The sequence below is a fragment of the Methylobacterium sp. 88A genome (assembly GCF_000376345.1).
Classification (GTDB): domain Bacteria; phylum Pseudomonadota; class Alphaproteobacteria; order Rhizobiales; family Beijerinckiaceae; genus Methylobacterium; species Methylobacterium bullatum.
In genome coordinates, this window is record NZ_AQVT01000001.1 from 526,743 (window position 1) to 547,640 (window position 20,898).

The window sequence follows — 20,898 nt, forward strand, 5'->3', positions numbered from 1 at the left end:
ACCATGCCGGGACCGCTTCACCCCGTCCTTCCCCGCCGCTCGATCTTCACATGCGTGAGAGCGTCGCGGCGGGAGCGAGGCCGCTTCAAGCCGAGCGCGTCCCTCTCCCCCCTTATGGGCGGAGGTCAGGAGTGCGGGTGGTTTGGCCAGCCTCCGCACGTCGAGGGTCGCCCGACCACCCCCACCTCCAACTCCTCCCCACAAGCTCGACGGATCTCGGGCAGGCCCGAGATCCGCTGGGCAGGAGGGCAGGGCGGCGCATTCCGCGAGATGCGTGACTATCTGGGGAACGACGCTGTGGGTGTCGAAACCTGTATGATCGTTCCCCCGGATCAGATGGCGTCGGCCCGAAATCGAAGCGCCGGCCGAAAAGGGTCGAGGCTTGACGCGGTAGCCGGGAGTGACGAAGGCGGGCGCCTGTTTCGAAACGGAGACCGATGTTCCGCCTCGCTCACCTCACCGATCCGCATGTCGGCCCCATCGCCCGTCCGCGCCTGCGCCAGCTTCTGAGCAAGCGGGCCACCGGCTATGTGAACTGGCGGCGCGGGCGCAGCCGGCACCACGACATGGAGATTCTCGCGGCGCTCGTGGCCGATCTGCGGACGCAGCCCCACGATCACGTCGCCTGCACGGGGGACCTGTGCAACATCGGCCTGCCGAGCGAGTGGGCGACGGCCAGGGACTTCCTCCAAGCGCTCGGCACCCCGGACACGGTGAGTTTCGTTCCGGGCAATCACGACGCCTATGTGCGAGGCTCGCTCGAGGGGCTGTTGAAGGCCTGTAGTGCCTGGACCTCGGGCGACGACGGCACCGACGGGGTGTTTCCGTATCTCAGGCGGCGCGGTCCGCTCGCCCTCATCGGAGTGTCGTCGGCCATTCCGACGAAGCCCTTCGTCGCGAGCGGCCGGCTCGGCCCCCCTCAGATCGAGACCGTCGAGGCCATTTTGACACGCTTGGGCCGCGAGCCCGAACCGCCGTTTCGTGTGGTCATGATCCATCATCCGCCCCAGCCCGGGGGCGCCTCGCCGGGGCGCGAATTGAAGGATGCGGAGACGTTCACCGCGATGATCGGACGTGCCGGCGCGGACCTGATCCTGCACGGGCACAACCATGTGGGAAGCATCAGTTTCGTCCGCGGGCCGGACGGCACCGGCGTCCCCGTGGTCGGCGCTCCCTCGGCCTCGGCGGTGTCGCATGGCGGCGCGTTGCACCGTCGTGCGAGCTATCATGTCTATGCGGTGACCAGAGCGGACGACCGCTATGTCATCGAGGCCAAGGAACGCGGCCTGACGGAGGCCGGGACGATCGCCGACCTCCGGGTGTTGAAGCTGACGCGGCGATGATCGCTCATCCGCCGGCTGCGCCGGATCAGGCCGTCATTGCCACGAGGGGGCGTTGCGCCTGACGGGTGATGCTGGCTTGATACAGCTCGGCCTGGAGCCGGGTGAGGCCGCTCACGAGGGCCGTCGGCCCGCGATAGACCGTATAGGTGCCGTCATGGGTCGGTTTGACGTGAATCGTCTGGGACATGGCGTGTCTCCCGGCCTCAACGAATCGGTCGATTCGTTCTTTCGGAGTAGGCAGTGTTAATCGGGCGTTCATGAGTCGCAAGGCCGGCGGCCGCCTATCCCGGCGATATTCGTCATTGCGCCGCACTTTGACGATGTGGGGCGCCGGGCGGCCTGTGGCGTGAAACTCGCGCGCGTTCAACGGGTAACCGACGGGCGAGTGCAGTGCACAACGATCCGCGAGCGTTGTCGTCGCGATCAGCCTCGGGCGGGTCGGCGGGGCTCTTTCGGATGAGGAGCCATGCCGGGACGCGCAGCTCCGATGTCGACGGGGAGGGCACCCCGAGTGTCCGCCGAAGGATCGGCGACCTTCAAGGACGTAGAAGCGCCTCGTCACGCCATCCTGCCGAAATATGGGGTCTGCGACGGAGAGCCGAGGACGGCGTTCATGGCGTGACCGGAGCGACCAGGGCGGACCCCGATGGCGGGCCACGAGCGATCGCCCGAGCGACCGGGGAGGCTCTTCGAACTCGACGCCTTGCGCGGGATCGCCGCCATCCTCGTCGTCGTCTTCCGCACCCCCCAGAACATGCCCCAGAGGCCGGCATCCCACCCTTGTGTCATGGGATCCCCCACGAAGACGAGGCGGTGCGCGCTGAGATCCTGTCCGCTGAGCCGCGCGGAGCGCTACGCTCGCGCATTTCGGGCACCGCCAGCGCTCGAGGCCTCGCCTCCTGCGGCATCGGCTGACGTGCCGGAAGCGCCGGACAAAGCGATCACCGGTTTTGCAGCGCAGAAAGGGCGAGACCGAGGAGTGTAGAGAGCAGGGTTCTGTGCATCGCCAGCCTCGAGCCGATCCGGGGGAGGGGGCGAGGCCGTTTCGTCAGGATGACTGACTTACAAGAACCGCTGGCGCTCCCAAGGGGAATCGAACCCCTGTTTTCGCCGTGAGAGGGCGACGTCCTAGACCGCTAGACGATGGGAGCTTTCCGGCCGGTTGGCGATCGTATAGCGACGGTCGGGCGGGGGAGCAAGAGCTGCCGCGCGCTTAAATGTCATCGGCATCGAAAGAGATCACATCGTGCAAGAACCGCAGGACCGCCGCGTCGTCCTCGACCTGGACGCGCAGGCGGAGCGCATCGACAGGGCGCTCGCCCGCGCGCTGCCGGACGTGTCGCGCTCGCGGCTGCAGGACCTGATCCGCACCGGCCAGGTGAGCAAGGACGGAATCGTCGTCCTCGACCTGTCGCTGAAGGTCGGCGCGGGCGCCGTCCTCGACGTGACCATTCCCGCGCCGGTGGACGCGACGCCGGTGGCGGAGACCCTCGATCTCGTCATCGTGCACGAGGACGACGACCTGATCGTCATCGACAAGCCGGCGGGGCTGGTGGTCCACCCGGCCCCCGGCCACGATGCCGGAACCCTGGTGAACGGCCTCATCGCCCATTGCGGGGAAAGCCTGTCGGGCATCGGCGGTGTGCGCAGACCGGGGATCGTGCATCGCCTCGACAAGGACACGAGCGGTCTCCTCGTCGTCGCCAAGAACGATCTCGCCCACAAGGGGCTCACGGCGCAGTTCGCCGACCATGGCCGCAACGGACCCCTGGAGCGCGCCTATCTCGCCCTGACCTGGGGAGCGCCGGAGCCCCGGCTGGGCACCATCGACGTCGAACTCGGACGCAGCCAGCGCAACCGCGAGAAGATCGCCATCATGCGCCCGGGCGAGGGGCGCACGGCGATCACGCATTACGTCGTCGAGGAGATCCTGGATGCGGGAACCGACGTCGCCCTGGTGCGGTGCCGGCTCGAGACCGGGCGAACCCACCAGATCCGCGTCCATCTGAGCCATCGCGGCCATCCGCTTCTCGGCGATGCGGTCTATGGCAACGCCTTCAAGACCAAGGCCGCGCGGCTCGGGTCGGCGGCGCGGGCCGGGCTGGAAGCCTTGGGCCGGCAGGCCCTCCATGCCGCCATTCTCGGGTTCGAACATCCCCGCACCGGCGAGGTCCTGCGCTTCGAGAGCCCGATCCCGCCGGACATGTCCGCCCTCATCGCCGCGTTGAGGGCGAACGACCGATCCTGAAAAGGCCGGTTGCGTCCGGCCTTGGGAACCCGCGACCACCGGTCGTGTTGCAGGGGTGTCGCTGTCAAGGGTCGCCGGCAAACAGGTGTGCCGGCGCACCCCTGGGCGCGGCCTTTCGTGTCACCTTCGGGCGATCGGCTCGCTGGCGCGTTGATGGCGATGGTCGAGTCACGGACCGCTACCGCACCGTTTCCTTTCCGAGTAGTCTCGGGGAGTGGGACGGTCGGCTCGAAGAGCGGCGGTTCGTTTCTGGTCTGCCCGTTCGGGGGACCTTGCAAGGAGAGATGACTATGGCAGGCGCACTACCCGTGCTCGCCACCGAGGGTGGCCTTTCGCGCTACCTCGATGAAATCCGCAAGTTTCCGATGCTCGAGCCGAACGAGGAGTTCACGCTGGCCAAGAGCTGGCGTGAACAGGGCGACCGCGACGCGGCGCACCGCCTCGTCACCTCGCATCTGCGGCTCGTGGCGAAGATCGCCATGGGCTACCGTGGCTATGGCCTGCCGATCGGCGAGGTCGTGTCCGAGGGCAATGTGGGCCTGATGCAGGCCGTCAAGCGCTTCGAGCCGGACAAAGGCTTCCGCCTTGCCACCTATGCGATGTGGTGGATCAAGGCCGCGATCCAGGAATACATCCTGCGCTCGTGGTCGCTGGTGAAGATGGGCACCACGGCGAACCAGAAGAAGCTGTTCTTCAATCTCCGGAAGGCCAAGGGCAAGATTTCCGCTCTGGACGAGGGTGATCTCAAGCCGGATCAGGTGGCTCAGATCGCCGTCAAGCTCGGCGTGCCCGAGCAGGACGTGATCGACATGAACCGCCGCCTCTCGGGCGACACCTCCCTCAACGCTCCGCTGCGCGAGGAAGGGGAGGGCGAGTGGCAGGATTGGCTGGTGGACAACAGCCCGAGCCAGGAGACCGTGCTCGCCCGCGAAGAGGAGGGCCAGAACCGTCTGACCGCCCTGCGCGACGCATTGTCGGTCCTCAACCCGCGCGAGCGCCGCATCTTCGAGGCGCGCCGTCTCGCCGATGACCCGATCACCCTCGAAGACCTGTCGGGTGAATTCGGGGTGTCACGCGAGCGCGTCCGCCAGATCGAGGTCCGGGCGTTCGAGAAGATTCAGGAAGCGGTCAAGCGCAACCTCGCCACTCGCGAGGCGCCACGGGCCGCTGCCCACGCCTGATATCAGGCCTCGGTGAGCCTGACTCAGCGAGGCCTGCCTGCGCGACTGCGCGGCGGTAGTCGTCCGCCGGACCTCATGGATACGGACCTGAGTTTCAGGGTCGTGAAAGGTGGACGAGACGCCGCATCGGGGGGCGATGACGAAAAAGCCGGTTCCGCTCCTGCGGGACCGGCTTTCTTTGTGTCGCCCCTATCGACGCCATTGCTCGAAGGCGGAGCGGATGACCTGATTGCCCGATGAACCCTTCTCGAAGGTCAGCACGCCGCGAGGCCCGGCGGCGAACTTCATCGGCAGGTCGAACCAGTTGCGGTGCTCCAGAAGGTCGGTGTTGCGGTCCACGTCGGCCTGCAGCGACGACAGGCCGATCAGGAACAGGTTCTCCTTCACGCGCACCGGCAGGCCCGAGACCGGCGAGCCCCGGCCGCTCTCTTCTTCCTTCGCGCTCAGCAGGCCGACATCCTGGACGGAATGCGTATCCCCGGCCGGACTCGTCGTGGTGAAGGCCAGTTCGATGGTGTGGGAGGCGGGGAAGGTGGCGTCGAGGTTCCGCCGGATGGTCATGACCAGAGATAGGCCGGCCTCGGCGAAGGTCACACGCCCCCGGATGACGGTTTCCAGCGGCTGGCCCTGCTCACCGTTCATCGCCTCCAGGCGCCATACGACCATGCCCTGGAAGGTGATCGGCTGGGCGTTTCCGCCCGCCGTGTTTTCCTCGAAGAGAACGGCGCGCTGCGCGACGGCCACGTCGGGCTGGGCCGGTGGTTTGGTCGGATCGGCCGGCGTCGTGGCTGGCGGCCGGGCGAGCGTCTGGCGGGCGGAGGGGTCGCGTCGTTCCGTGGAGGCGGGAGCATCCCCCCCGATCCGGTCGGCATACTTCGCGGCCCCGGACTCGGAAGTCTCTTCCTGAGCCTCGGTAGTGCCGGGCTGCAGGTCCGAGGGCTTGTCGCGCAGCATGAAGGCCGCCACCGCGATGAGCCCGACGACGATGAGCAGGACGCTTCCCACGAAGACGTTGCGGATCAGACGAGGGCGGCCCTTGCGCGGGGCGACGACGTCGATGCGCGGGCGATTGCGCGCATGGCCGCCATCCGCCGCTGCGGGCATCGTTGCGCTTTCGGCGACCGGCGGCTCGGGCGTCGGCTCGCTGCTCGGTACCGGCTCGGTCCCCTCGCCCGCGGCTTCCCCGTTCGATGCCTTCCGCGCGGCTTCCCGGGCGGCCTTCCTCTCGGCAACCCTGTCCGCGGATTTCGCCTTGCGGGGCTTGATCGGCAGGACCGTCGCGGGCTCCTGGGAGACCGGAGCCGGTCCATCCCCCACCGTCGGCAGCGGCGCGGGCGCCGGCGCATCGGGCTGCGCGCCCGGCTGGCGATCCGGCCGGGAAGGGCGGATCCCGAGATTCGGCTCAGGGGCCGGCGGCAGGCCGGGCTCGGTGATGCGGCCTCCCTCGGTGTCGGCGGATCGCTCGGGCGCCGCCGCTTCCGGCAGCACGTCGCGCTCCTCCGGTACGGCGAAGACCGGTGGCGCGACATCGTTGGCGACGGTGGCGGGCGGCCCACCATGCTCGCTCTCGACCCGGCTGATCGCGGTTTCGAGGGCCTTGCTCTCGAGGTCGATATCGGCTTCGGACAGGGGCGGTTCGAGCGAGCGGAGTTGCCCGATCAGGGCGCCGCGTGCCCGGTCGTAGACCGCCTTGCGCAAGGCCGGAGAACGATCCGGCATCGCTTGGAGCGCTCGTGCCAGCAAGGGGTAATAGTCGGCCATCGAACCTCGGTCCGCCCTATACGGGCCGGCCGGCAGGCCGCCCTCTTCTCACTGCAGGGATGGAACACCCTTGGGCGAGGCACGTCGGCATCATCCGCGATGTCCGCCCTTCGGACGAGGCTTCATCCACCCGCACGGCGCTTCATCCCCTGTCATTCGTCCACCGGTTGCCCTGGAGGGACCGGTGGGCCTCGCCTCGGCCGGACGCTCAATCCTCGAAGGGATTGTGCATCAGGATGGTGTCGTTGCGCTCCGGTGACGTGGAGAGCAGTGCCACCGGCGCGCCGATCAGTTCCTCGATCCGGCGCACGTACTTGATCGCCTGAGCGGGGAGGTCGGCCCAGGAGCGTGCTCCGGCGGTGGTGCCGGACCAGCCCTCGATGGTCTCGTAGATCGGCTCGACCTTCGCCTGCGCGGCCTGGTTGGCGGGGAGGTGGTCGAGCACCTGTCCGTCGAGGCGGTAGCCGGTGCAGACCTTGATTGCGTCGAACCCGTCGAGGATGTCGAGCTTGGTCAGGGCGATCCCGTCGATGCCGGAGGTCCGCACGGTCTGGCGCACCAGCACGGCGTCGAACCAGCCGCAGCGGCGCTTGCGCCCGGTATTGACGCCGAACTCGCGTCCCTTGGCGCCGATCGTCTCGCCGATCTCGTCGAAGAGCTCCGTGGGGAACGGACCCTCGCCGACGCGGGTCGTATAGGCCTTGGCGATGCCGAGCACGTAGCCGATCGCCGACGGCCCCATGCCGGAGCCGGTGGCGGCCTGGGCGGCGACGATGTTCGAGGAGGTGACGAACGGGTAGGTGCCGTGATCGACGTCGAGGAGGGCACCCTGCGCGCCCTCGAACAGGATGCGCTTGCCCGCCCGGCGCTCGTCGTCGAGGAGCTTCCATACGGTGGTGGCGTAGGGGAGGATCGTCGGCGCGATCGCCTTCAGCTCGGCGAGCAACGCGCCGGCATCGACCTCGTCGATCCCGAGGCCCCGTCGCAGGGCGTTGTGGTGGGTGAGGACCCGCTCGATCTTCGATTCCAGCGTGCTCTCGTCGGCCAGATCCACCACGCGGATGGCGCGGCGGCCGACCTTGTCCTCGTAGGCAGGGCCGATGCCGCGCTTGGTCGTGCCGATCTTCAGGCCGGCATTCGAGGTCTCGCGAAAGTGGTCGAGCTCGCGGTGCAGCGGCAGGATCAGTGTCGCGTTGTCGGCGATGCGCAGGGTCTTGGGCGAGATCTCGACACCCTGCGCCTGGAGCCGGGCAATCTCGTCCACGAGGTGCCACGGATCGACGACGACGCCGTTGCCGATCACCGACAGCTTCCCGCCCCGGACGACGCCGGACGGGAGAAGGGCGAGCTTGTAGGTCACGCCGTCGATGACGAGCGTGTGCCCGGCATTGTGGCCGCCCTGGAAGCGGACCACCACGTCGGCCTGCTCGGAGAGCCAGTCGACGATCTTACCCTTGCCTTCGTCGCCCCACTGGGCGCCCACGACGACGACGTTCGCCATTCACTTCAACCTGTCCGGTGCCCGCGTGGAAACGCCCCGCCGCGAGGGCGGGCCGACACGCATCTCCGGGGTCTTTCCGCGATCCCTCGCAGGAAATCAAGCAAACCGCGCCCGAACGCTTGGGGGGCGCCCAATTCCTAGCGCGCTTCCGTCCCCGGTTCGCTGCCCGGCAACTGGCCCGGCTTGATCACCGGCATGCCGCTGTTCCCGGTCTCGGGAGGCTTGACCACCAGGCCCGGGGCGGAATTACCGGGTGGCGTGATGACGCCGTCGTTCTTCTCGAGCTTGTCACTCAAGGTCGAGCCGCCGGTCCCCTCCTCGGACGGACGAACCTTCTCCGGCACCGTCTCCGTGGAGGGCGGGATGTTCGGGGAGGTGTCGCGCCCTTTCAGCGGTGCATCGGGCGACTGGGCATAGGCGCCCGACGCCGTCAGGGCGAAAGCGAGCAGTGCGGCGTGACGAAACGGTGTCGGCATCGATGTCCCCCAGGAAGTCGGGAGACAAACCGCTCCGGCGGCGATGCAGTTCCTAAGGCGGCGCCGGATGACGGACGAGACCGGCTGCCCTCATGCCCCGGCCATCTCCAGATAAAGTGCGCGCAGACGCTTCGTCAGCGCCCCCGGCTTGCCGTCGCCCAGTTCGTGCCCGTCGATGTCGATGACGGGCATCACGAAAGCCGAAGCGCTGGTGTAGAAGGCCTCCTGCGCCGCGAACGCCTCCTCCACGGAGAACAGCCGCTCCTCGATCGTCAGGCCTGCTTCCTCGGCAAGGCGCATGACGGCGAGGCGCGTGATGCCGGGCAGCAGGGCGGTGGAGAGCGGGCGGGTGACCACCTTTCCGCCTGTGATGATGAAGGCGGTCGAGGAGGAGCCTTCGGTGACGAAACCGTCCTCCACCATCCAGGCTTCCGCGACGCCGGCCTTGGCCGCCTCCTGCTTGGCCAGAACCTGGGCGAGGAGCGCCACCGACTTGATATCGCGGCGCTTCCAGCGGATGTCGGGGACGGTGATGACCTTGGCGCCCCGCTCCGCCAGCGGGTTCCTGGCCACGGTCTTGGCCTGCGTGAACATCACCACGGTGGGTTCGGTCTCGGCCGGCGGGAAGGCGAAATCCCGCTCGTAGGCGCCCCGCGTCACCTGCATGTAGACGAGGCCCTCGTCGACGCCGTTGCGACGGACCAGTTCGGTCTCGAGCCGGATCCACACTTCGGTCGGGTAGGGATTGCGGATGCCGATCTCGCCCAGCGACCGGTCGAGCCGGGCCAGATGCGCCTCGTTGTCCACGAGACGGCCGCCGAGGACGGCGGACACCTCGTAGATGCCGTCCGCGAACAGGAAGCCCCGGTCCATGATCGACACGGTCGCGGCCTCGAAGGGCACGAACTCGCCGTTGACGTAGACGATGCGCGACATCGAACTTCCTTTTCTCCGGATAGAAACGGCGGCCTCGCCGCTACGCGATCCGCGAAGCACGAAGCGTGCTCCGCGGATCGCCGAGTCGGGGACGGTCCTGGCTCAGGCCGTACCGAAGACGCGCGAAAAAATCGTGTCCACGTGCTTGAAATGGTAGCCGAGGTCGAAGCACTCCTCGATCTGCTCCGGGCTCAGGGACGCGGTGACGTCCGCATCGGCCTTCAGCAGGGTGAGGAAGTCGCCTTCGCCGCGCCAGACCGGCATGGCGTTGCGCTGGACCAGGCGATAGGCGTCCTCGCGGGACACGCCCGCCTGCGTCAGGGCCAGAAGCACCCGCTGCGAGTGGACGAGGCCGCCGAGCTTGTCGAGGTTGCGCTGCATCTGCTCGGGGTAGATCAGCAGCTTGTCGATCACGCCGGTGAGACGCGCCAGGGCGAAGTCGAGGGTCACCGTCGCGTCGGGGCCGATCATGCGCTCCACCGAGGAATGCGAGATGTCGCGTTCGTGCCAGAGCGCCACGTTCTCCATGGCGGGCAGCGCGAAGGAGCGCACCATGCGGGCGAGGCCGGTGAGGTTCTCGGTGAGGACGGGGTTGCGCTTGTGCGGCATGGCCGACGAGCCCTTCTGGCCCTCGGAGAAGAACTCTTCCGCTTCCAGGACTTCCGTGCGCTGCAGGTGGCGCACCTCGACGGAGAGACGCTCCACCGAACTCGCGACCACGCCGAGGGTGGCGAAGAACATGGCGTGGCGGTCGCGGGGGATGACCTGCGTCGAGACCGGCTCGGGCGTGAGGCCCATCGCCCTGGCGACATACTCCTCCACGCGCGGGTCGATATTCGCGAAGGTGCCGACGGCGCCCGAAATCGCGCAGGTGGCGACCTCCTCGCGGGCGGCGACGAGACGGGCACGGGCGCGCTCGAACTCGGCATAGGCCTGGGCGAGCTTCAGGCCGAAGGTCACGGGCTCGGCATGGATGCCGTGCGAGCGACCGATGGTCGGGGTCAGCTTGTGCTCGAAGGCCCGGCGCTTGATCGCGGAAAGAAGCGCATCGACATCCTTGATCAGGATGTCGGCGGCCCGGACGAGCTGCACGTTGAAACAGGTGTCGAGGACGTCCGACGAGGTCATGCCCTGGTGCACGAACCGCGCATCGGGGCCGACGATCTCGGCGAGATGCGTCAGGAAGGCGATGACGTCGTGCTTGGTGACCGCTTCGATGGCGTCGATGCGGGCGACGTCGAACACAGCGTCGCGGCCCTTCTCCCAGATCGTGGCGGCGGCCTCCTTGGGCACCACGCCGATCTCGGCCAGCGCCGTGGTGGCGTGAGCCTCGATCTCGAACCAGATGCGGAAGCGGCTCTCGGGAGACCAGATCGCCGTCATCTCGGGGCGGCTATAGCGGGCAATCATACGGGCGCCTCGGGTCGGACGGATCGGGACAAGGAGGCTGGCGCCTAGCATGAGCGGGGCCTGCGCTCAACGCGCGGCCCCGGTGGCGCTCTGTACGAAGTGATACATTTCTGCATCGCTCCGGTGAAACCAGAGGTGCGCGTCTCGCAAAGCTGCTTGGCGGACGAGGCATTTTTCGCCGCGCGTTCCGTCTCTTAGTCTGTATCTTAGAACGCTTATTAAATGACCTATAAAATAGGAGTGGTGTCAATCCGACTATGACAGGTTGCCGATCAAATACGCGTGTCTATTACACGAATGTGTTCTGCAGATAAGGGTAATATTTCTCCATTTATGCAGAATAGTACCAATAGAACCGAGGCGCGCCGATGCATCCCTTCTCCCGTATACGACTGCTCACGGTTCTCTCGGCCGTGCCTTTCCTATCGGACATGCGGGTCGCGGAAGCACAGGCCGTTGCCGCCGATCCCGGCAACCACACGGAAGTGACCCTCGACCAGCTCAGTGTGGACGGGGTGGGGGGCAATGCCGTGGGCTACCGCGCCAACCGCAGCCGGAGCGCGACGAAGACGGACACCCAGCTGATCGACACCCCGCAGGCGGTGACGGTCGTGACGCGCGAGCAGGTCCAGGATCAGGGCTTCCAGGGCGTCACGGAAGCGTTGCGCTACGTCCCCGGCGTGTTCCTGCACCAGGGCGCCGGCAACCGGGACGAGGTCGTGATCCGCGGGCAGCAATCCAGCGCCGACTTCTACGTGAACGGCATGCGCGACGACGCGATGTACTACCGTGATCTCTACAACGTCGAACGGATCGAAGTGCTCAAGGGGCCGAACGCGATGATCTTCGGTCGCGGCGGCGGCGGGGGCGTCGTCAATCGCGTGCTCAAGGACGCCACCGGAACTCCGGTCCGGGAAGTCATCCTTCAGGGTGGCCAGTATTTCAACAAGCGGGTGGCCGTGGATGTCGGCGACCGGGTCTCGGACAGCGTGTTCTTCCGCCTCAACGGCATGTTCGAGGATAGCGGTACCTATCGTGACTACGTCGACCTGCGGCGCTGGGGCATCAATCCGACGGCGACGATCCTGCTCGGGCCCGAGACCACGCTGAAACTGTCCTACGAGTATTTCCACGACGACCGGACGGCGGATCGCGGCATCCCGTCCCAACTCGGACGGCCCTATCGCTATCGCGACAACATCAGAACCTTCTTCGGCAATCCCGACCTCAGCTACTCCCGTGTCGATGCGCATATCGCGACGGCGGTTCTCGATCACCGCTTCGACTCTGGCGTCGAGATGCGGAGCCAGTTCCGCTACGCCGATTACGCCAAGGCCTATCAGGTCGTGTATCCGAGCATCCGCTCCGGCGGCGCGGTGAACGCCGCCGGGACGGCCGTCGATCTCAGCGCGTTCAACAACGACACGCCGAGGACGAACTTCTTCAACCAGAACGATTTCACTTACAAATTCGCCACGGGGCCGCTGGCCCATACGCTGCTCGCGGGTTTCGAACTCGGCAAGCAGGACGGCATCACCTACCGGGAGGACGGCTTCTTCGCGACGACCGGAACGCAGACGCTGACCGTCAATCCGCTCTCGCCGGTCTCACGGGTCCCCGTCACCTTCCGCAACCTGGCCTCGGCCTCCAACAGCCGCTACGACCTCGGACTGGCTGCGGTCTACGTCCAGGATCAGATCGAGATCGGTCCGCATGTCCAGGTGATCGGCGGCCTGCGCTACGATCACTTCGATTTCTCCTCGACGGACCGGCGCACCAACGTCACCAACTCCCGCATCGACGACCTGCTGTCGCCGAGGGTCGGGCTGGTGTTCAAGCCGGTGGACACCCTCGCCTTCTACGGCAACTACAGCGTTTCGTACCTGCCATCCGCCGGCGACCAGTTCACCGCCTTGTCCGAAGGGCTCGCCATCGCCGAGCCGGAGCGGTTCGAGAACCGCGAGGTCGGCGTGAAATGGGACGTCTCGTCGACGCTCCAGTTGACGGGCGCGCTCTACGACCTCGACCGGTTCAACCAGCGGCTTGCCGATCCGAACCGCCCCGGCTTCTTCCTGCTGAGCGGCCAGACCAACGCGAAGGGCGTCGAGATCGGCGCCAACGGCTACGTCACCGATTGGTGGCAGGTCGCGGGCGGCTATGCCTTCACCGATGCGCGCATCGTCAGCGGGTTCAGTTCCGCGGCCATCGTTCCGGGCAACCATGTCGGGTTGGTGCCGTTCAACGCGGTCACCGTGTGGAACAAGTTCGCGGTCACGCCGTCCTTCTCGTTCGGCGTCGGCGCGATCCACCAGACCCATACGTTCGCGGCGGCCGACAACACGGTCAGGCTCCCCGGCTACACCCGCTTCGACCTCGGCCTCTTCTATCAGGTCACGGATCTGGTGCGGGCGCAGATCAACATCGAGAACGTCTTCGACCGGGGCTACATCGCCACGGCGGACGGGAACAACAACATCAGCCCGGGCGCGCCAAGAATCGTTCGCGCTCAAGTCATCGCCAAATTCTGACGCGTGGTTCGCGTCGACGCCGTTCCGGCGAATGATCGGGGCAGCGGACTACTATTCCACCCGCTGCCAGCCCGGTCCCATCAAGCGTTCCTGGGGTCGGAAGCGGGCCTTGTAGTCCATCTTGCGCGAGCCATCGACCCAATAGCCGAGATAGAGATAGGGCAGGCCGAGGGAGGCGGCGCGGCGGATATGGTCGAGGATCATGAAGGTCCCGAGCGAACGCTGGGCCTCTGCCGGATCGTAGAACGAGTAGACCATCGACAATCCGTCGGAGAGTACGTCCGTCAGGCACAGGGCCACGGTCGGCCCGGTGCCCCTTCCGTTGATCGCCGTATCGGGACCGCGCCGACGATAGGCCACGAGATGGGTGTCCACATGGCTGTCCTCGATCATCATGGCGTAGTCGAGCACTGTCATGTCGACCATGCCGCCATCGCCATGGCGCGCATCGAGATAGCGGCGAAACAGGGCATATTGCTCCGAGGCCGGGCGGTTGGGCTCGGGATTGCCGATGAGATCGGCGTTTCGCTGGAGGATGCGGCGATGACTCGCCGAAGGCAGGAAATCCGCCACCACCACCCGCACCGAGATACAGGCCCGGCAGGTCTCGCAGGCCGGCCGATAGGCGATGGTCTGCGAGCGCCGGAAGCCGCCCTGGGTGAGGATCTCGTTGAGGTCGCGGGCGCGCCGCCCCACGAGATGGGTGAACACCTTCCGTTCCTCCTGCCCCGGCAGGTAAGGGCAGGGCGAAGGCGCCGTCAGATAGAATTGCGGTGTGTCGCGGGGATGGCTCGTCACGCTTGCAGCTGACCTCGGGGCCGGCGGGAGCGTTCCCCGCACGAGACGAGTGTACCCGCCCCGTGGCGGGGCTCAAGTGGGTGAGCGTCGCAGCGCCCCATTTTCGCGAAGGGTGGCTGGCATGGCAGGGCTGCTGCCCCTATCAATGGCGCCATAGGTAGACCGGCCGCGTTTCCGACCCAATTCGGGATGAATGCACCCGTTGTCGCGGGGTGGCCATCGGTGACGGGCGGAAACACGGTGGCAAAGTTCGCGCGCGCATGGTGCCTGCCGCCTTCCGGGGGTGGGCCGGAACACGTGAGGCGGCTTCACGGGATCGTCGGTCCCCGCCGCTGCCGAGCGTGACCCGATCTTTCAAGACCGGATAGGGAAATCGTCTCATCAACGCTCTCGCAACATCGATGCCGCGTTCCGACCGTTCGCGTGAAGCCTCGGCCGGTCCCTCGCGTGAGGAAGCCGGACCTGCGGATTACACCCGTCGTGTCGTCGCTGTCCTGATCGCCTCTTTCCTCGCCCGTCTCGTGGTGGTGCGGTTCCTCGACCTCACCTTCATGGAAACCTACGGTGCGGTCGTCGCGAGGCAGCCGTCGCTCTCGTTCTTCGACCAGCCGCCGCTGACATGGTGGACGATCGCGGGCGCCATGCGCCTGTTCGGCTCCGACGATGCCTTGATCGTGCGCCTGCCGTTCCTCGTCATGTCGGTGATCTCGGGCTGGCTGATCTATCGGATCACGACGCGTCTCTTCGATTCCCGTGCGGGATTCTACGCGGTCTGCGCCTATCTGCTGTCGCCGCTTCTGGGGCTTTCGGATGGGAGTCTCGCCCAGACGAACGGGCCGATGACCGTCTTCATTCTCGCGGCCCTGCTGACGTTTCTTCACATCGACTTTGCTGCGTCGCGCATCCGCGACAACGGGATCTGGTACACCTGCGCATTCCTGTTCGGATGCGCCCTCGCGTCCAAGTACCTCGCGATCCTCCTGGTCCCCGGACTGCTTGTCGCCGTGGCGAGCCGGGCGGGGGGGAGGCGCTGGCTCCTGCGTCCTGCCACCTATCTCGGCCTCGTTGTCCTGCTGGTGCCGCTTCTCCCGGTCATCGTCTGGAACGCCGAGCACGGCTGGGTCTCCTTCCTGTATCAAGGTGCCCGCGCCGGTGGGGACGGCAGCATCAACATGGCGCGGGCGTTCCGCTGGACACTGACACAGGTCTTGATCCTCCATCCCCTCGTTTTCGGCCCGGCGCTGTACATGCTGTATCGCGGCCTTCGAAACGGGCCGAGGCAGGAGGGGCCGTGGCTTCTGGCCTGCATGTCCGCGCCGGTCCTCCTGTTCATCTTCGGCGTCATGGTTTGGAGCAGCCACCCGCTGCGCGGCTATCACTGGGCATCCATGGGCTATCTTCCATTGCTGCCCCTCGTCGGCGCCTGGGCGGGTGGCCTCGCCGCCGATCGGCCGGACGCCGCACGGCGCTGGCTCGCCACCCTGGCCGCGACGACGATTCTGGTGATCGGTCTTCTCATGGCCCACGTCTTCACCGGCTGGGCCGAGCGGGTCGCCCCGGCCAAGGCTTTCCGGTCGCAGGACCCGATCCTGCTGGAACTCTACGATTGGGACGATCTTCCCGTCGCGCTGACGGCTCGCGGGTTCGATCCCTCGCGCACCTTCATCGCCGCGACCCGTTGGGAGGATTGCGCCAAGGCCTTCTATGCCGTCGGGGACAGATTCCGCAGTCTGTGCCTCGCGGGCGACAACATCCACTTCACGTATCTCGCCGATGCCGAGAAATTCCGCGGCATGGATGCCGTCATCGTAGACAGGTATGCCAATCTCGATGCGGTCAGATATAATCTCGACGGGCATTTCGAGACGTTCTCGGAAGATGTGCCCATCCGCCTGAATTTCCACGGGCGTAAGATGCATGATCTCAGGATCGTCCGGGCGACCCATTTCGATGGGACCTGGCCAAAGCCCAGGATCGGCGCGAAAGGCCGCCAGTGACGCTTCCCTCTACCCAGGCACCATCCGATCCGCTGGCGGATCGGCCCCTCCTCACGATCGTCATCCCCACCTTCAACGAGCGGGACAACATCGCCGTCAGCTGCGGCCGGATCGCCACCGCGCTCGCGCCGCACCGTTTCGAGGTGATCGTCGTCGACGACAATTCGCCCGATGGCACATCCGCCGTCGTCGAAGAACTGGCGAGGAGCGATCCGCGGATCAGGATCATCACCCGGACCGGCCGGCGGGGGCTCGCGGGAGCCTGTATCGAGGGGATGCTGGCGGCCCGTTCCGACCTCGTCGCCGTGATGGATGCGGACCTGCAGCACGAACCGGCGACGCTGACGCCGATGCTCGATCTGATGATGTCCACCGATTGCGACGTGGTCATCGCCAGCCGCTACCTCGACGATCCCGACGTGGCGGCCTTCTCGTCGGTCCGCAAGGCCCTGAGCAATGCCGGAAACCGGCTGGTGCGAGCCTTTCTCCGGGTTCAGACCAGCGATCCCATGAGCGGTTTCTTCCTCATGCGCCGGAGCATTCTGGTGGAGGCCGCGCCACGCCTGAGCCGCGACGGCTTCAAGCTCCTGGCGGATATCCTGGCCCAGGGCGGCCGGTCGCTGAAGATCGGGGAAGTCCCCTATGTCTTCGGCCCTCGACTGACCGGACAGAGCAAGCTCGACGAAAGGGTTCTCTTCGATTTCGCGGTCCTTCTCATCGCGAAATCGGCCTTCGGCGTGCTCCCGACCCGGTTCGTCTCCTTCGCCCTCGTCGGCGGCCTCGGCGTCCTCGTTCACCTGTCGCTGCTGGGGCTCATGCTCTTCGCCCTGAACGACAATTTTCTGATGTCCCAGACCATCGCCACGCTCGGCGCGATGACGGCCAACTTCTTCCTGAACAACATCCTGACGTATCGGGACCAGCGGATCGTCGGCGCCGACCTCCTGCGCGGGCTCGCGGTCTTCTGCCTGTCCTGCTCCTGCGGCGCGTTCAACAATATTCTCGTTGCCCACCTCATCTACACCGGGACCGGCATCTGGTGGCTGGCCACGGGAGCGGGCATTCTGGTGGGCGCAGCCTGCAATTACGTGCTGTCGGCCCTCACCGTATGGCGGCGCTTCGAAAAGCAGCCGGACCGGGAGACGCAGGTCCACCAGAGCGATGCCGCTCTGGCGAAGGGCGGCGGAGACCTCGGCATTCCCCAGCCTCCCTCCCTGTCGCGGTAGTGGCGAAGTCCCAGCTGGACTTCGCCCGGTAGGCTCAGATCCGCACCACCGCCAGGCCGACGAGCACGTCGTGGCCCAGGCGCCGGTCCGACCTCATGAGCCCGAACAGGATATCGACGAACCACAGCAGGAACGTCGAGATGGCGACGTAGAACAGCAGGGCGTGGATGGCGGCGGTGAGGAAATCCACCCGCAGGCCGCTGGCCGGAGTCACCACGCGCAAACCCATCATCCGCATGCCCCAGGTGCTCTGGGCGGCGCCGCCCACCGTCACCGCGCTGTAGAGGATGCCGCTGGCGGGAAGGATCGCGAACAGGGTCCAGCCGAGGCCGAAGGTCAGCACTCCGAGTACCGTGATCGCCAGGGTGAGGAGCGCGGTGAAGCCCAGGATGAAGAGGATGTCGAGGAGATAGGCGACGAAGCGCGCCCCGAGGCTCGCCCTGACGAAGGGGACCGGGAGGGCGTTCGGGAAGCCGGTCCCGTAGCGCTCGGCGTAGCCGGCGGGGTCGTAGCCTGGGGGCGTATTGAGCATGGCCGATAGCCTTCGAGAGGGGAGACGATTCTCCCTCATGAAGAAGACATGGGAGGACCCATGCCTTCGCTCAAGGTCACACGGGCTTTGTCGGGTTCGAGGTCAGGCGGATTGCTCGATCACGCCACGCCATCCCAGTCCGCGATACGTCTCGTAGCCCGGGGTCTCGTGGAAGGCGACGAGGCGCCCCGCTGCATCGATGTAGCTTCCCTGGCTCCGTCCGTCCGTGCGGAGGGGATAGCGCTCGGTGAGGAGGCCATTGCCCTTGGAACAGGCGATGACGCGGTTCTCGGCATCGAGCAGCATGACACGGCTATGGGCCCGCTCCGCCGGCGCGAGGCGGACGCCCTCGACGATGGTGCGTGCCTGCGGCTCCCAATCGAAATGGATCGCGAGAAAGCCGATGGGCTTGCCGTTCGCCTCGCCGCCTTCCCGCACGGAGGCGACATAGGTGGCGCTCTGTGCGCCGTTGAGCGCGGCGACCCGTGCCACGTTGGCCACCGCGAACTCATCGCCGGAGGCCAGCGGCTTGGCGAGGGCGAACCACGGCTCCTGGCTCACATCCTGGCCGACGACATTGAACCGGTCGGGCCGGCCATTGGCGATGACTTTGCCGTCGAGGCTGCACAGCCAGAGATCGAGATAGACCGTGTAGGCGGAGAGGATGACTCCGAGTCGGTGGGAGGCGTGGTTTCTGACCGCTTCGGTCGGAGAGACGGCGCATGCGACCACCGCGGCATCGGTCGCCCACCACCTCACGTCGCAGGTCCGCTCGTAGAGATTGCGGTCGATGATCTCCACGGCATTGAGCGCGAGATCGATGCAGCGCGCGGAACGGCTCTCGCTGGCCAAGTGCTCCACGGCCTGGGTCAGGCTGTCGACGCCGTCGCCGAGAGCGCTGCCGAGGCCCGAGACGAGGCCCTCGATTTCGCCCGCGACGCTGCGAACCTCATTGGCGACGACGGAGAAACCGGCGCCGCGCTCGCCCGCATGCGCCGCTTCGATGAGGGCGTTCAGGGCCAGCAGATTCATGCGTCGTGTGATGGACTTGATCGATCCGACGCTACGATGGGTGAGAGACTTCAGCTGCTGGGTCGATGTCTCGACGAGCATCGAGAGACTGTCGGCCGGTTGATCTATCTCGTTCAGTTTTGTGGACATCGCATCCTCAAAATGGCCAGACCAAGCTCGACGCTTGGTATTTCGTATATCGATTCAAGATCGAGATTGGCCGACAGGCGACTGCGAACGTTTCGAGGTCTGCCGGTCAGAGACAATCCTGCCGCCTCCCCAAGCAAACCGAAGCAATAAGAATGCCAGGGCCGTGCGAATGCCTAGCGCGCCGGCGTGGGGTCGTTTGCTTCGGAGTCTAATGTTTCGAGATAGTATTTCTTAAGCATGAAAAGCGCCCCGCCCGACACCGCCTTGTGGTCCATGCGGATGCCGATGAGACCCGCGCCGCCGTCGAACAGGCAGTCGATGCGGTGCTGGCGTTGGCCCGAGGCGTAATCGACGCGCACGCTGTCGGGCGCCGATCCACGGCCGACATGGAGCAGACGGGGCGAGAGGTCGGCTGCCACCAGCGCGGGAAGCGTCCGCCGGCAGGTGGTGATCCGCAGCCGGTCGACGGAGCTGTCGCAGGCCGTCAGGAATGCGACGACCGCGATCGGCAGGAGCGCGCCGGCGGGCCGAGCCGCCCGCGGGCGCATCTCAGATGCCGTCGCGCAGGCGTTCCGCCACGCGGGGCGCGTAATAGGTCAGGATGCCGTCGGCGCCGGCGCGCTTGAAGGCGAGGAGGCTCTCCGTCATGGCACGGGTGCCGTCGAGCCAGCCGTTGAGGGCGGCGGCCTCGATCATCGCGTACTCCCCCGAGACCTGATAGGCGAAGGTCGGAACGCCGAACTCGTCCTTCACCCGGCGGATGATGTCGAGATACGGCAGACCCGGTTTGACCATCACGGAATCCGCGCCCTCCTCGAGATCGAGGGCGACTTCCCGGAGGGCTTCGTCCGAATTGCCCGGATCCATCTGGTAGGTGCGCTTGTCGCCCACCAGGGCGGCCGAGGTGCCGATGGCGTCGCGGAACGGGCCGTAGAAGGCGCTCGCATACTTCGCCGCGTAGGCCATGATCTGGACGTCGCGAAAACCGGCCTTGTCGAGGCCGGTGCGGATCGCGCCGACGCGGCCGTCCATCATGTCGGAGGGGGCGATGATGTCCGTGCCCGCCTCGGCCTGGATCAGGCTCTGCTCCACGAGGAGCGCCACCGTCTCGTCGTTGAGGATGGCCCCGTCCTCGATCAGGCCGTCATGGCCGTGGCTGGTATAGGGATCGAGGGCGACGTCGGTCATCACGCCGATTTCCGGCACCGCCTTCTTCACCGCCCGCACGGCGCGGCAGACGAGGTTGTTGGAATTGAGCGATTCCGATCCGGTCGGGTCGCGCAGGGACGCTTCGGTATAGGGAAAGAAGGAGATGGCCGGGATGCCGAGCCGCGCCGCGCGTTCCGCCTCGCGGACGATCTCGTCCACGCTGAGGCGCTCCACGCCGGGCATCGAGGCGATGGGCTCGCGCCGTCCGGTCCCCTCGATGACGAAGAGCGGCCAGATGAGGTCGTCCACCGTCAGGGTATTCTCGCGCACGAGGCGGCGCGACCACTCCGCCTTGCGGTTGCGCCGGGGGCGCTGGGTGATGCTCAGCGACGCGGCGGAACTCGCCTTGGCGCTCTCGATGGCGAGGGGACGCGGGGTCGGGGTCGCTTCGGTCATGGTCTTCGTCTCGAATGCTCGTCGCGGGCGCGTCGGGGCCGGCCTAACACATCCCCAAAACTCTTCGAAACCCGGGCCGATCGCCGCCCCCCGATTGACGGGTCTCGACAGAGTTCGTCTAAGCGACACGGTGAACGCGGCGTTTCCTCAACCCCGCACCGCCCGACGCGCGGAATCCCGCGAGTCCCCGAGGGT

General features: G+C 66.7%; 17 protein-coding genes and 1 tRNA gene. 6 read left to right on the plus strand and 12 right to left on the minus strand.

From position 1 onward, the window contains the following. Positions 1-437 precede the first annotated feature (437 nt). Positions 438-1,343: a metallophosphoesterase gene (locus A3OM_RS0102455; protein WP_018042145.1), complete on the plus strand. Its 906-nt coding sequence runs from the start codon at positions 438-440 to the stop codon at positions 1,341-1,343. A 25-nt stretch (positions 1,344-1,368) separates the two neighbouring features. Here the strand turns inward: A3OM_RS0102455 and A3OM_RS26040 are convergent, their stop codons facing one another. Together A3OM_RS26040 and A3OM_RS0102470 are read right to left on the minus strand one after the other, a co-directional pair. Further along, the gene (locus tag A3OM_RS26040) at positions 1,369-1,530 is read right to left on the minus strand and encodes a hypothetical protein (RefSeq protein ID WP_018042146.1); all 162 of its coding nucleotides are present in this window, start codon (positions 1,528-1,530) and stop codon (positions 1,369-1,371) included. A gap of 888 nt (positions 1,531-2,418) precedes the next feature. Continuing rightward, a tRNA-Glu gene (locus A3OM_RS0102470) sits at positions 2,419-2,494 on the minus strand. Between the two features lie 95 nt (positions 2,495-2,589). On the opposite strand from A3OM_RS0102470, the gene A3OM_RS0102475 reads away from it, so the two are divergent. Together A3OM_RS0102475 and rpoH are read left to right on the plus strand one after the other, a co-directional pair. Next, the gene (locus A3OM_RS0102475; protein WP_018042148.1) at positions 2,590-3,591 is read left to right on the plus strand and encodes an RluA family pseudouridine synthase; all 1,002 of its coding nucleotides are present in this window, start codon (positions 2,590-2,592) and stop codon (positions 3,589-3,591) included. A gap of 290 nt (positions 3,592-3,881) precedes the next feature. Next, on the plus strand, positions 3,882-4,772 hold the full coding sequence (gene rpoH, locus A3OM_RS0102480; RefSeq protein ID WP_026175648.1) for an RNA polymerase sigma factor RpoH: 891 nt from the start codon (positions 3,882-3,884) through the stop codon (positions 4,770-4,772). A gap of 189 nt (positions 4,773-4,961) precedes the next feature. Here the strand turns inward: rpoH and A3OM_RS0102485 are convergent, their stop codons facing one another. The 5 genes from A3OM_RS0102485 to purB all read right to left on the minus strand — a co-directional run bounded on the left by A3OM_RS0102485 (position 4,962) and on the right by purB (position 10,856). Next, entirely contained in the window at positions 4,962-6,533 is a 1,572-nt protein-coding gene (locus tag A3OM_RS0102485) for a hypothetical protein (protein WP_026175649.1), read from the minus strand. A 208-nt stretch (positions 6,534-6,741) separates the two neighbouring features. After that, a complete protein-coding gene (locus A3OM_RS0102490) occupies positions 6,742-8,034 on the minus strand; it encodes an adenylosuccinate synthase (RefSeq protein ID WP_018042151.1) in 1,293 nt (430 codons plus the stop codon). A 137-nt stretch (positions 8,035-8,171) separates the two neighbouring features. Continuing rightward, the gene (locus A3OM_RS0102495; RefSeq protein ID WP_018042152.1) at positions 8,172-8,510 is read right to left on the minus strand and encodes a hypothetical protein; all 339 of its coding nucleotides are present in this window, start codon (positions 8,508-8,510) and stop codon (positions 8,172-8,174) included. Between the two features lie 90 nt (positions 8,511-8,600). Continuing rightward, positions 8,601-9,446 (minus strand): D-amino-acid transaminase, encoded by an 846-nt coding sequence (locus tag A3OM_RS0102500; protein WP_018042153.1) that lies wholly within the window; start codon positions 9,444-9,446, stop codon positions 8,601-8,603. 102 nt (positions 9,447-9,548) lie between these two features. Continuing rightward, entirely contained in the window at positions 9,549-10,856 is a 1,308-nt protein-coding gene (purB, locus tag A3OM_RS0102505) for an adenylosuccinate lyase (RefSeq protein ID WP_018042154.1), read from the minus strand. Between the two features lie 368 nt (positions 10,857-11,224). On the opposite strand from purB, the gene A3OM_RS0102510 reads away from it, so the two are divergent. Then, positions 11,225-13,384: a TonB-dependent siderophore receptor gene (locus A3OM_RS0102510; protein ID WP_018042155.1), complete on the plus strand. Its 2,160-nt coding sequence runs from the start codon at positions 11,225-11,227 to the stop codon at positions 13,382-13,384. A gap of 51 nt (positions 13,385-13,435) precedes the next feature. Here the strand turns inward: A3OM_RS0102510 and A3OM_RS0102515 are convergent, their stop codons facing one another. Further along, positions 13,436-14,182, minus strand: a complete 747-nt coding sequence (locus A3OM_RS0102515; RefSeq protein WP_018042156.1) for an arginyltransferase — start codon at positions 14,180-14,182, stop codon at positions 13,436-13,438. A gap of 401 nt (positions 14,183-14,583) precedes the next feature. Here A3OM_RS0102515 and A3OM_RS0102520 point away from each other — a divergent pair, with 401 nt between their 5' ends. Together A3OM_RS0102520 and A3OM_RS23390 are read left to right on the plus strand one after the other, a co-directional pair. Then, positions 14,584-16,179 (plus strand): glycosyltransferase family 39 protein, encoded by a 1,596-nt coding sequence (locus A3OM_RS0102520; protein ID WP_018042157.1) that lies wholly within the window; start codon positions 14,584-14,586, stop codon positions 16,177-16,179. Continuing rightward, complete coding sequence (locus A3OM_RS23390; RefSeq protein ID WP_018042158.1) at positions 16,176-17,405, plus strand: glycosyltransferase family 2 protein; 1,230 nt, start codon at positions 16,176-16,178, stop codon at positions 17,403-17,405. The genes A3OM_RS0102520 and A3OM_RS23390 overlap by 4 nt, the downstream gene beginning before the upstream one ends. A 34-nt stretch (positions 17,406-17,439) precedes the next feature. Here A3OM_RS23390 and A3OM_RS0102530 read toward each other — a convergent pair whose 3' ends face one another. The 4 genes from A3OM_RS0102530 to hemB all read right to left on the minus strand — a co-directional run bounded on the left by A3OM_RS0102530 (position 17,440) and on the right by hemB (position 20,703). After that, positions 17,440-17,937, minus strand: a complete 498-nt coding sequence (locus A3OM_RS0102530; RefSeq protein ID WP_018042159.1) for an RDD family protein — start codon at positions 17,935-17,937, stop codon at positions 17,440-17,442. 102 nt (positions 17,938-18,039) lie between these two features. Continuing rightward, positions 18,040-19,098 (minus strand): methyl-accepting chemotaxis protein, encoded by a 1,059-nt coding sequence (locus tag A3OM_RS0102535; protein ID WP_043764291.1) that lies wholly within the window; start codon positions 19,096-19,098, stop codon positions 18,040-18,042. A gap of 173 nt (positions 19,099-19,271) precedes the next feature. Next, positions 19,272-19,646, minus strand: coding sequence for a hypothetical protein (locus A3OM_RS0102540; RefSeq protein ID WP_018042161.1), 375 nt, complete (start codon positions 19,644-19,646; stop codon positions 19,272-19,274). 1 nt (position 19,647) lies between these two features. Continuing rightward, a complete protein-coding gene (gene hemB, locus A3OM_RS0102545; protein ID WP_018042162.1) occupies positions 19,648-20,703 on the minus strand; it encodes a porphobilinogen synthase in 1,056 nt (351 codons plus the stop codon). Positions 20,704-20,898 lie beyond the last annotated feature (195 nt).